10 protein-coding genes are annotated in these 11,432 nt (G+C 62.6%); 9 read left to right on the top strand and 1 reads right to left on the bottom strand.

Annotation, left to right across the window (positions count from 1 at the left end; all coding sequences use genetic code 11):
- Window positions 1–186: 186 nt before the first annotated feature.
- The gene (trxB, locus tag V6M61_RS06890) at window positions 187–1,128 is read right to left on the bottom strand and encodes a thioredoxin-disulfide reductase (protein ID WP_332775826.1); all 942 of its coding nucleotides are present in this window, start codon (window positions 1,126–1,128) and stop codon (window positions 187–189) included.
- Window positions 1,129–1,284: 156 nt separating this feature from the next.
- On the opposite strand from trxB, the gene V6M61_RS06895 reads away from it, so the two are divergent.
- The 9 genes from V6M61_RS06895 to V6M61_RS06935 all read left to right on the top strand — a co-directional run bounded on the left by V6M61_RS06895 (window position 1,285) and on the right by V6M61_RS06935 (window position 11,221).
- Window positions 1,285–1,962, top strand: a complete 678-nt coding sequence (locus V6M61_RS06895; RefSeq protein WP_332775827.1) for a Crp/Fnr family transcriptional regulator — start codon at window positions 1,285–1,287, stop codon at window positions 1,960–1,962.
- 232 nt (window positions 1,963–2,194) lie between these two features.
- The gene (locus tag V6M61_RS06900) at window positions 2,195–4,534 is read left to right on the top strand and encodes a DNA translocase FtsK (RefSeq protein ID WP_332775828.1); all 2,340 of its coding nucleotides are present in this window, start codon (window positions 2,195–2,197) and stop codon (window positions 4,532–4,534) included.
- A gap of 69 nt (window positions 4,535–4,603) precedes the next feature.
- Window positions 4,604–5,239, top strand: a complete 636-nt coding sequence (locus V6M61_RS06905; protein WP_332775836.1) for a LysE family translocator — start codon at window positions 4,604–4,606, stop codon at window positions 5,237–5,239.
- Window positions 5,240–5,381: 142 nt separating this feature from the next.
- Window positions 5,382–6,050, top strand: a complete 669-nt coding sequence (gene lolA / locus V6M61_RS06910; RefSeq protein WP_442957740.1) for an outer membrane lipoprotein chaperone LolA — start codon at window positions 5,382–5,384, stop codon at window positions 6,048–6,050.
- Window positions 6,051–6,079: 29 nt separating this feature from the next.
- Window positions 6,080–7,408 carry a replication-associated recombination protein A gene (locus V6M61_RS06915; protein ID WP_332775830.1) on the top strand — a complete coding sequence of 443 codons (1,329 nt, stop codon included), beginning with the start codon at window positions 6,080–6,082 and terminating at the stop codon, window positions 7,406–7,408.
- A 262-nt stretch (window positions 7,409–7,670) separates the two neighbouring features.
- Window positions 7,671–8,600 carry a branched-chain amino acid ABC transporter permease gene (locus V6M61_RS06920; protein ID WP_332775831.1) on the top strand — a complete coding sequence of 310 codons (930 nt, stop codon included), beginning with the start codon at window positions 7,671–7,673 and terminating at the stop codon, window positions 8,598–8,600.
- A gap of 27 nt (window positions 8,601–8,627) precedes the next feature.
- A complete protein-coding gene (locus V6M61_RS06925; protein WP_332775832.1) occupies window positions 8,628–9,710 on the top strand; it encodes a branched-chain amino acid ABC transporter permease in 1,083 nt (360 codons plus the stop codon).
- Between the two features lie 11 nt (window positions 9,711–9,721).
- Window positions 9,722–10,489, top strand: coding sequence for an ABC transporter ATP-binding protein (locus tag V6M61_RS06930; RefSeq protein WP_332775833.1), 768 nt, complete (start codon window positions 9,722–9,724; stop codon window positions 10,487–10,489).
- Between the two features lie 15 nt (window positions 10,490–10,504).
- Window positions 10,505–11,221, top strand: coding sequence for an ABC transporter ATP-binding protein (locus V6M61_RS06935; RefSeq protein WP_332775834.1), 717 nt, complete (start codon window positions 10,505–10,507; stop codon window positions 11,219–11,221).
- The last annotated feature ends 211 nt before the right edge of the window (window positions 11,222–11,432 follow it).

An 11,432-nucleotide genomic window follows, 5' to 3' on the forward strand; every position in this document is an offset into this window, starting at 1 on the left:
GCACTCCAGTATTTTTAACAGCAGTCACACCGTCCAGGCGCTACGCGCTTGTCGTCATTTCTGCCTCACCTCGCCAGAATAGGGTGGCGGTAACCCAAAACTGCCAAATCCAACCCTTTGAGGGTCAAATTTAGCAAAGCCTTGAATTATAAGGGATTTTTGACTTACTCTTACTGCGCCTTTTTACTACGCCTGTTCCAGAAAACGCTGGGCGTCCAGCGCCGCCATGCAGCCCGTGCCGGCGCTGGTAACCGCCTGGCGGTAGACGTTGTCTTGCACATCCCCGGCGGCAAACACGCCCGGCACGCTGGTCATGGTGGCAAAGCCCTGCAGGCCGGTCCTGGTGATGATGTAGCCGTCTTTCATCTCCAGCTGGCCGGCAAAAATCTCGGTGTTGGGCCGGTGGCCAATGGCAATAAAGCAGCCCTTGAGCGCCAACTCCTGGGTGGTGTTGTGCTGGGTGCTTTTGAGGCGCACGCCGGTCACGCCGGAGGCATCGCCCAGCACCTCGTCCAGGGTGTGGTGCAGCTTGAGCTCAATCTTGCCGGCAGCGACTTTCTCATGCAGCTTGTCGATCAGGATGGCTTCGGCCCTGAATTTGTCGCGCCGGTGGACCAGCGTCACCTTGCTGGCGATGTTGGACAGGTACAGCGCTTCTTCCACTGCCGTGTTGCCGCCGCCCACCACACAGACGTCTTGCTGGCGATAGAAGAAGCCGTCGCAGGTGGCGCAGCCCGACACGCCGCGGCCCATGAAGGCACTTTCCGATTCCAGCCCGAGGTATTGGGCCGATGCCCCGGTGGCGATGATCAGCGTGTCGCAGGTGTAGGTGCCGCTGTCGCCGGTGAGGGTGAAGGGGCGCTGGCTGAAGTCGACCTTGTTGATGTGGTCAAACACAATCTCGGTCTTGAAGCGCTCGGCATGCGCCAAAAAGCGCTGCATCAGGTCCGGGCCCTGCACGCCCTGCACGTCAGCGGGCCAGTTGTCCACATCGGTCGTGGTCATGAGCTGGCCTCCCTGGGCAATCCCGGTGATCAGCACCGGATCGAGGTTGGCGCGAGCGGCGTACACCGCTGCGGTGTAGCCCGCAGGACCTGAGCCCAGAATGAGAACTTTAGAATGTTTCATAGTGAAAAACCGATAGGGAATGCGTTGGAACTCAGTTAGAGTCGGGGCCAAATGCAAGGTGCAAGCTTTGCAGCCGGTGGATATTGTGAAAAAATAAACCGCCATTGTAAGAACTCGCGCGAAGTTCTGTCGGTGGTGAGGTCTGGAGAGGCTGATATGTCTACGATGGTGTCCAACCTGGAGCTGATTCGCCGGGTCCCCCTGTTTTCGATGCTGACAGCCAGTCAGGCGGAATCGGTGGCCGAGGCCGTGATCAAACGCCGCTTCAAACGCGGCGAAGCCATCGTGGAGCAAGGTAAACAATCCAACGCGCTGTCCATCATCCTGACCGGGCGCGCCCGCGTCGTGACCACCGACACGCGGGGCCGCGAGGTGATTCTGGCGACCATGCAACCGGGTGACTACGTGGGCGAGATGAGCCTGATTGACAACGAACCGCATTCGGCCTCGGTGCGCGCCGAGGTGCAGACCGATGTGTTGGTGCTGGGCCGCCCGGAGTTCGCCCGCTGCCTGCCCGAAAACAGCTCCATGGCCTATGCCGTCATGAAGGGCCTGGTGCAGCGCCTGCGCCACGCCGACCGCAAAATCGAATCCCTGGCCCTGATGGATGTCTATGGCCGTGTGGCCCGGGCCTTGCTTGAATTCGCCATCCAGGACGGGGATGGCAATGCCGTGATCCGCGACAGGGTCTCGCGCCAGGATCTGGCCAAGATGGTCGGCGCCTCGCGCGAGATGGTCAGCCGCGTGATGAAATACCTCGAAGAGCACGGTTATATTGAAACCCGTGACGATGGCTCCCTGTTGGTCAAGGCGCGGCTCAATTCACTGGGCTGAAAGCTAGTACTGCAACCCGAAAATATCGAAACATGAAAGCGCGTCTTCGCACCCATGGCGGCGTTGCAACCCTTGCGAAGGCGCATAGCCTTCGCTGCGGCTTGGCGCAAGCCCTGGGCACGAATCCATCACTTTCATTTTGTTTCGCTACTTCCGGGTTGCAGTACTAGAGCCCTGCCTTCTGCTTGTCTCCAACCCCCTGTTTAACTGCGGTAAGCTCTGAGCCGGGCTTATGACTTATTCACTCGATACCCTGAACTCCAGAACCTCTTCCACCTCTGCCGCCGCGGGCGCGCCCGGCGGCGTCAAACGCTTTGCGCAGGAAGCCAGCCTGGTGCTGGGCCTGCTGGGCCTGCTTTTCTGGCTGGCGGCACTGCTGAGCTATTCACCGCAAGATGCGGCCTGGTCGACCTCGGGCAGCGGCGAGGCAGCCGGCGCGGTGCACAACTGGGGTGGCCGTTTCGGCACCTGGCTGGCCGATGCCAGCTACTTTTTGCTGGGCTTTTCGGTCTGGTGGCTGCTGGCCGCCGGTGGCCGGGTCTGGCTGGCCTCGCTGGCGCGCTGGTTGCGTGGCGAGCCGGCCTCGCAGGGCCGCTTGCACGCCGGGCGGGTCAAGTTCTGGCTGTGTCTGGCGCTGCTGTTGCTGGCCAGCACGGCACTTGAGTGGTCGCGGCTGTACCGCTTTGAATTCAAACTGCCCGGCCACGGCGGCGGTGTGCTGGGTTACCTGGCGGGGCCGGCCGGTGTGAAATGGCTGGGCTTTACCGGTTCGGGCCTGGTCTGGATTGCCCTGGGGGTGATTGCCGTTTCCGTGGTGTTTGGCTTTTCATGGGCGCACGCGGCCCAGCGCATTGGCGCCTGGATCGACAGCCTGATAGCTTCGCGCCGCGAGAAACGCGAAATCGCCGAAGACCTGGCGCTGGGCAAGCTGGCGGCGCGCGAACGCGAAGCCACGCTGGTGGAGGAGCGCATCGAGATTGAAGAGCATCACCCGACGCCGGTGCTGATCGAGCCCACGCTGGCCGACATTCCCAAAAGCGAGCGCGTGGCGAAAGAGCGGCAAAAGCCGCTGTTCAGCGACATGCCCGACTCCAAGCTGCCGCAGGTCGACCTGCTTGATGGCGCCCTGCAGCGCCAAGAGGGCGTGGCGCCTGAAACGCTGGAGATGACCTCGCGCCTGATCGAGAAAAAGCTCAAGGACTTTGGTGTCGAGGTGCGCGTGGTGGCTGCGGCGCCCGGCCCGGTGATCACCCGCTACGAGATCGAGCCGGCCACCGGCGTCAAGGGCTCGCAGGTCGTGAACCTGGCCAAGGACCTGGCGCGGGCCCTGAGCCTGGTGTCCATCCGCGTGATTGAGACCATCCCCGGCAAAAACTACATGGCGCTGGAGCTGCCCAACGCCAAGCGCCAGTCCATCAAGCTCAGCGAGATTTTGGGCTCGCAGATCTACAACGAAGCCAAGTCCCTGCTCACCATCGGTCTGGGCAAGGACATTGGCGGCAGTCCGGTGGTGGCGGATCTGGCCAAGATGCCGCACTGTCTGGTGGCCGGCACCACCGGCTCGGGCAAGTCGGTGGGCATCAATGCCATGATTTTGAGTCTGCTCTACAAGGCCGATGCGCGCGACGTGCGCCTGCTGCTGATCGACCCCAAGATGCTGGAGATGAGCGTCTACGAAGGCATTCCGCACCTGCTGGCGCCGGTGGTGACGGACATGCGCCAGGCGGCCCATGGCCTGAACTGGTGCGTGGCCGAAATGGAAAAGCGCTACAAGCTCATGAGCAAGCTGGGCGTGCGCAACCTGGCGGGCTACAACAGCAAGATCGACGAGGCCAAGGCACGCGGCGAGTTCATCTACAACCCCTTCAGCCTCACGCCCGAGCAGCCCGAACCGCTGGAGCGCCTGCCCTACATCGTGGTCGTGATCGACGAGCTGGCCGACCTGATGATGGTGGTCGGCAAAAAGATTGAAGAGCTGATTGCCCGGCTGGCGCAAAAAGCCCGGGCCGCCGGCATCCACCTGGTGCTGGCCACGCAGCGCCCCAGCGTGGACGTGATCACCGGCCTGATCAAGGCCAACATCCCGACCCGCTTGTCCTTCCAGGTGAGCAGCAAGATCGACAGCCGCACCATTTTGGACCAGATGGGCGCCGAGGCCCTGCTGGGCATGGGCGACATGCTCTACATGCCCAGCGGTACCGGCTTTCCGATTCGCGTGCACGGCGCTTTTGTCAGCGACGATGAAGTGCACCGCGTGGTCGCCTACCTCAAGCAGCAGGGCGAGCCCAACTACATCGAAGGCGTGCTGGAAGGCGGCACGGTCGATGGCGACGGCGATTTGCTGGGTGACGGTGCAGGGGGCGGCGAGAGCGAGAAGGACCCGATGTACGACCAGGCTGTCGAGGTGGTGCTCAAGAATCGCAAAGCCAGCATTTCGCTGGTCCAGCGCCACCTGAAGATTGGCTACAACCGCGCCGCGCGGCTGGTGGAAGACATGGAAAAAGCGGGCCTGGTCAGCGCCATGTCGGGCAGCGGCCAGCGTGAAATCCTGGTGCCGGCCCGCGCCGAGTAAAGGCAAGTCAAGCGTCAGCGCTGGCGACACCCCTTCATTTCCAAATAGGCGTAACTTCTCATGGTTCTCATGGTCGATCTGTCCACACTCTCCATCTTCCTGCTGGCCGTGCTGGCCTTGTTCCTCTCGCCTGGGCCCAACATGGCTTTCGTGCTGTCGCATGGGGTTGCGCATGGCCCCCAGGGTGGATTTGCCGCCGCCCTGGGCATCACGGCTGCCGATCTGACGCTCACGCTGCTCACGGCCACCGGTGTCACGGCGCTCGTGGCCGCCTGGCCTGCCTCGTTTGACGTGCTTCGCTACCTCGGCGCGGTTTACCTGCTATGGCTCGCTGTCCAGGCAATCCGCTCCCCGGGCAAAGCCGTCATCACGCGGCGCGAACATGCCTCGCTGGTGCGTGTCTTCAGAATGGCCATGCTCAACAGCCTGCTCAATCCCAAGGCCTTGCTGTTCTTCATGGTGTTTCTGCCCCAGTTCGTCGTCGAGTCGCGCGGCAACGTCGCGCTGCAGCTCACCGTGTTGGGCTGTACGCTGTCGTTGGCGGCACTGTTGTTCAATTCGGCCTTGGGCGCATTTGGCGGCCAGGTCGGGACGTTTCTCAACCGAAGCCCGCGGGCGGCCAAGTACCAGGGCTGGTTCCTGGGCGGGGTCCTCTTCTGGCTGGCCGTGCGCCTGCTCCTTTTGGAGCGTCCCTCACCCCGCTGAACTTCGATAACCCGGGCTTTGGGCAGGCGTCTGACCAGTTCGGGCAGACTGCGCAGAGTAACCACCAACTACGGCCATGATTCATATTCAATCTTCACCGACCCGCCGCTTCAGGCCGATTCCAGGTCTGGCGCACGCCGTTTTGGCGGCTCTTTTTGCTACGATTTCGATAGCTGCCGGCGCACAAACAACGGGGACGGATGGCCTGAAAAGCCTGGAGAATTTTGTCAAGACAGCGCGCAGTGGCCGCGCCGCCTTTACCCAGGTGGTGACCAGCCCGGCGCGCGAGGGGCAGACCGCTAAGGTCAAGACTTCCAGCGGCAGCTTTGAGTTTCTGCGGCCCAACCGCTTCAAGTTCCTGTACAAAAAACCGTTCGAGCAAAGCATCGTCGCCGACGGGCAGACGCTGTGGCTGCATGACGTGGACCTCAACCAGGTGACCTCCCGCAAGCTGGCCCAAGCGCTGGGTGGCACCCCGGCCGCCGTGATTGCGGCCGCCGCCGACTTGAAGGCCTTGCAGGCCGACTTCACGCTGACGCCCTTGCCCGAAAAAGACGGCTTGCAGTGGGTGCAGGCCAAGCCTAAAACCAAAGACGGCCAGTTGCAAAGCATCAGCGTCGGCTTCAGGCCGACCGACAAGGCCGGCGACAAAGCGAATGAAAAAGGCAGCGAGCTGGCGGTGCTGGACATTCTGGACAGCTTTGGCCAGCGCTCGGTCATGAGCTTCAGCCAGTTCGAGCTCAACCCGGCGCTGGCCGCCAGCCACTTTCAGTTCACACCGCCCAAGGGCGCGGATGTGATCCGGCAGTAAGCCCTTTTCCGCACGCACGCAGCCATCCCATGGTTTCCAGGGCAGACCCCAAAGAACAGGCCAAAGCGCAGGCACCGCTGGCCGAACGGCTACGCCCGCAAAACCTCGGCGAAGTCATTGGCCAGCAGCATTTGCTGGGCGAGGGCATGCCGCTGCGCATCGCGTTCGAGTCGGGCCAGCCGCACAGCTGCATTCTGTGGGGCCCGCCCGGCGTGGGCAAGACCACCATCGCCCGGCTGATGGCCAGCAGCTTTGACGCGCATTTCATCACCATCTCGGCGGTGCTGGGCGGCGTCAAGGACATCCGCGATGCGGTCGAGCAGGCCAGCATCTGGCGCGGGCAGGGTGACGGGCACGGGCGGCGCACCATCGTGTTTGTCGACGAGGTGCACCGTTTCAACAAATCCCAGCAGGACGCCTTTTTGCCGCATGTCGAAAGCGGCCTGTTTACCTTTATTGGCGCCACCACCGAAAACCCCTCGTTCGAGGTGAACTCCGCGCTGCTGTCGCGCGCGGTGGTCTATGTGCTGCAGCCGCTGTCCGAGGCGGATTTAAAGCAGATTGTGGTCAAGGTGCTTGAATTGCGTGCGCTGCCAGCTATCGAAACCATAGCGAATGAGGCCATCGAGCGGCTGATCGCCTACGCCGACGGCGATGCCCGGCGCCTGCTCAACACGCTGGAATCGCTGAGCGTCGCGGCCGGGCGCGACCAGACCACGCATGTCACCGGCGCCTGGCTGCTCAAGGTGCTGGGCGAGAGCCTGCGCCGCTACGACAAGGGCGGCGAGCAGTTTTACGACACCATCTCGGCGCTGCATAAATCGGTGCGCGGCTCCGACCCCGATGCCGCCCTGTACTGGCTGATGCGCATGCTCGATGGCGGGGCCGAGCCGCGCTACATGGCGCGCCGGCTGATCCGCATGGCCAGTGAAGACATCGGGCTGGCCGACCCGCGCGCCCTGCGCCTGGCGCTGGATGCGGCCGAGGTCTATGAGCGGCTGGGTTCGCCCGAAGGCGAGCTGGCGCTGGCCCAGTGCGTGGTCTACCTGGCGGTGGCGCCCAAGTCCAACGCGGTCTACAAGGCCTTCAACGAAGCCAAGGCCTTCGTCAAGAAAGACGGCACCCGCCCGGTGCCGCTGCACCTGCGCAATGCGCCCACCCAGCTGATGAAAGAGCTCGACTACGGCAAAAACTACCGCTATGCCCACGACGAGGAAGACGGTTTTGCCGCCGGTGAAAACTATTTTCCGCAGGGCATGGCCGCGCCCGCGTTTTACCGGCCCGTCAACCGGGGCCTGGAGATCAGGATTGCCGATAAGCTGAACGAGTTGAAGTTAAAAAACAATCAGAAAAACTAATAGAAAAGTAAAACCGCTGATAAGCCCTGATTAAATAAAAAAATAAAGCTTTTTCAAGGGTAAACCCCGCGAAATCCGCCCTCTTGGCCCGTTTCTCGCTAGATGCGCTTGGCTACAATTTGCGGATTAGCTCGCCACCCAGCCCAGTTGTCACCTGGTTCTGATCGGCGGGCTTTTTGTTAACTCACGCAACCCGCTGGTGATCCCGCCGGGTTGCGGCGCAAGCGGAGTTGGCGGATTTCAATTACACGGGAGAAGCGTTATGGAAGTATTGCTACAGCAGATCATCAATGGTCTGGTGCTGGGCAGCATGTATGCCCTGATCGCCCTGGGCTACACCATGGTCTACGGCATCATCAACTTGATCAATTTTGCGCACGGCGAAGTGCTGATGGTCGGCGCGCTGACCAGCTGGACCATCATCGGCCTGATGCAGGGCGCCATGCCCGGCACACCCGGCTGGCTCATTTTGGTGGTCTCGCTGCTGATTGCCTTTGTGGTGTGCAGCGTGCTGAACTTCGCGATTGAAAAAGTCGCCTACCGGCCGCTGCGCAACTCGCCCAAGCTGGCCCCCCTGATCACCGCCATCGGCATGTCCATCCTGCTGCAGACGCTGGCCATGATCATCTGGAAGCCCAACTACAAATCCTTCCCGACGCTGCTGCCCACCGAGCCCATCTTCCTGGGCGGGGCGGTGATTACCGTGACGCAGGTGGTGATCCTGGCTTCCACCGCCATCTCGCTGGGCATCCTGATGTACCTGGTCCACTACACCCGCCTCGGTCGCGCCATGCGCGCCACGGCAGAAAACCCCCGCGTGGCCGGCCTGATGGGCGTCAAACCCGACACCGTGATCTCGGCCACCTTCATCATTGGCGCCATCCTGGCCGCCCTGGCCGGCGTGATGTACGCATCGAACTACGGCACGGCGCAGCACACCATGGGCTTTTTGCCCGGCCTCAAGGCGTTCACGGCGGCTGTGTTTGGCGGCATCGGCAACCTCGGCGGTGCCGTGCTCGGCGGCATTTTGCTGGGGCTGATCGAGTCCATCGGCGCGGGCTACATCGGCCCGCTGACCGGCGGCGTGCTGGGCAGCCAGTACTCGGACATCTTTGCCTTCATTGTGCTGATTTTCGTGCTCACCCTGCGCCCATCCGGCCTGCTCGGTGAACGTGTGGCAGACCGGGCCTGATCCCCGGCTGGCTAAGGAGAAATTTTCATGAAACAAAACAGACTGGTTTCCTTTTTGATCGCCGCCGTCCTGCTGCTGGTCCTGCCCCTGCTGCTGCAGCAGGGCGGCAACGCCTGGGTGCGCATCGTCGACATGGCGCTGCTCTATGTGCTGCTGGCGCTGGGCCTGAACATCGTGGTCGGCTTTGCCGGCCTGCTGGACCTGGGCTATGTGGCCTTTTTCGCCGTCGGCGCCTACCTGTTCGCGCTGCTCGGCTCGCCGCACCTGGCCGATGCCTTTCCCGCCGTTGCGGCGGCTTTCCCGGAAGGCCTGCACCTGCCGATCTGGGCGGCGATCCCGGTGGCGGCCGGGGTGGCCGGGTTTTTTGGCGTCCTCCTCGGCGCCCCGACGCTCAAGCTGCGTGGCGACTACCTCGCCATCGTGACGCTGGGTTTTGGTGAAATCATCCGGGTGTTCCTCAACAACCTGGACCGCCCGATCAACCTGACCAACGGGCCCAAGGGCATCAACCAGATTGACTCAATGAAGTTTTTCGGCCTGGACCTGGGCAAAAGCTTCAACGTGTTGGGCTTCGAAGTCGCCTCGGTGTCGCTTTACTACTACCTGTTTCTGGGCCTGGTGATTTTCTCGGTGGGCATCTGCCACCGCCTGGAGCTGTCGCGCATTGGCCGCGCCTGGATGGCGGTGCGTGAAGACGAAATCGCCGCCAAGGCCATGGGCATCAACACCCGCAACATGAAGCTGCTGGCTTTCGGCATGGGCGCCACCTTCGGCGGTGTCTCGGGCGCCATGTTTGCCGCCTTCCAGGGCTTTGTCTCGCCCGAGTCCTTCAGCCTGATGGAGTCGGTGATGATTGTGGCCATGGTGGTGCTGGGCGGCATCGGGCACCTGCCCGGCGTCATTCTGGGCGCCCTGCTGCTGGCCGCGCTGCCCGAGGTGCTGCGCCATGTGGCCGGCCCGCTGCAGGCCATGACCGACGGCCGTCTGGACTCCGCCATCCTGCGCCAGCTGCTGATTGCACTGGCCATGATCGGCATCATGCTGATGCGTCCGCGCGGGCTGTGGCCCTCGTCCGAACACGGCAAGCCCCTCACCAAAGTTTCTGAATAAGGAGAATGGACATGAGCGATACCATTCTTAAAGTCTCGGGTGTTTCCAAGCGCTTTGGCGGCTTGCAGGCCCTGTCCGATGTCGGCATCCACATCGAGCGCGGCCAGGTCTATGGCCTGATCGGCCCCAACGGCGCCGGCAAAACCACTTTCTTCAACGTCCTGACCGGGCTGTACACGCCCGACAGCGGCAGCTTCGAGCTGGCCGGCAAGTCCTACACCCCCACCGCGGTGCACGAAGTGGCCAAGGCCGGCATCGCCCGCACCTTCCAGAACATTCGCCTGTTTGCCGAAATGACGGCGCTCGAGAACGTCATGGTGGGCCGCCACATCCGCACCCAATCGGGCCTGCTGGGCGCCGTGTTTCGCACGCCGGGCTTCAAGGTCGAAGAGGCCGCGATTGCCAAGCGCTCGCAGGAGCTGCTCGACTACGTGGGCATTGGCAAATACGCCGACTTCAAGGCCCGCACGCTGAGCTACGGCGACCAGCGCCGCCTGGAAATTGCCCGCGCGCTGGCCACCGACCCGCAACTGATCGCGCTGGACGAGCCGGCAGCCGGCATGAACGCGACCGAAAAAATCCAGCTGCGCGAGCTGATCGACCAGATCCGCAAGGACAACCGCACCATTTTGCTGATCGAGCACGACGTGAAACTGGTCATGGGCCTGTGCGACCGCGTGACCGTGCTCGACTACGGCAAGCAGATCGCCGAAGGCGCTCCCGCCGAAGTGCAGAAAAACGAAAAAGTGATCACCGCCTACCTGGGCACCGGTCACTGAAGGGAAATAGAGAACATGGCAAACACACTCCTCAAAGTGACGGGCCTCAAAGTGGCCTACGGCGGCATCAAGGCCGTCAAGGGCGTTGACCTTGAAGTCCACGAAGGCGAACTGGTCACGCTCATCGGCTCCAACGGCGCCGGCAAAACCACCACGATGAAGGCCATCACCGGCAGCCTGGCCATGGCCGAAGGCGACATCGAATACCTGGGCAAAAGCATCAAGGGCCGCGGCGCCTGGGACCTGGTCAAGGATGGCCTGGCCATGGTGCCGGAAGGCCGCGGCGTCTTCACCCGCATGACCATCACCGAGAACCTGCAGATGGGCGCCTACATCCGCAGCGACAAGGCCGGCATTGCCGCCGACATCGAGAAAATGTTCACCCTCTTTCCGCGTCTGCGGGAGCGCAAGGACCAACTGGCCGGCACCATGTCCGGCGGCGAGCAGCAGATGCTGGCCATGGGCCGCGCGCTGATGAGCCGTCCCAAGGTGCTGCTGCTCGACGAGCCGTCGATGGGCCTGTCACCCATCATGGTCGACAAGATTTTCGAAGTCGTGCGCGACGTGTCGGGCCAGGGCGTCACCGTCTTGCTGGTGGAGCAAAACGCCAGCCGCGCGCTGGGCATTGCCGACCGCGGCTATGTGATGGAGTCGGGCATCGTCACGATGAATGGTGAAGCCAAGGCGCTGCTGAACGATCCTCGCGTCCGGGCGGCTTATCTGGGCGAGTAACTCAAGCGTTTTGGTGCTCTAGCCTAGGTGGTATGGGCGCAGACAGCTATTGAATTGATAGCGGTCGCCCTTCACTACCAGGCCGGGACTCGCCCCGGCGGGCGAGGCACTTGTTCTTTGCTTCGCCAAAGAAAAGTACCCAAAAGAAAGGCGACCCTACTGTCTGCGACCCTTCGCTGCGCTACGGGCACCCTGCGGTGCTCGCTTCAGG

Source organism: Polaromonas sp. (genome assembly GCF_036676035.1).
Lineage (GTDB): Bacteria > Pseudomonadota > Gammaproteobacteria > Burkholderiales > Burkholderiaceae_C > Polaromonas.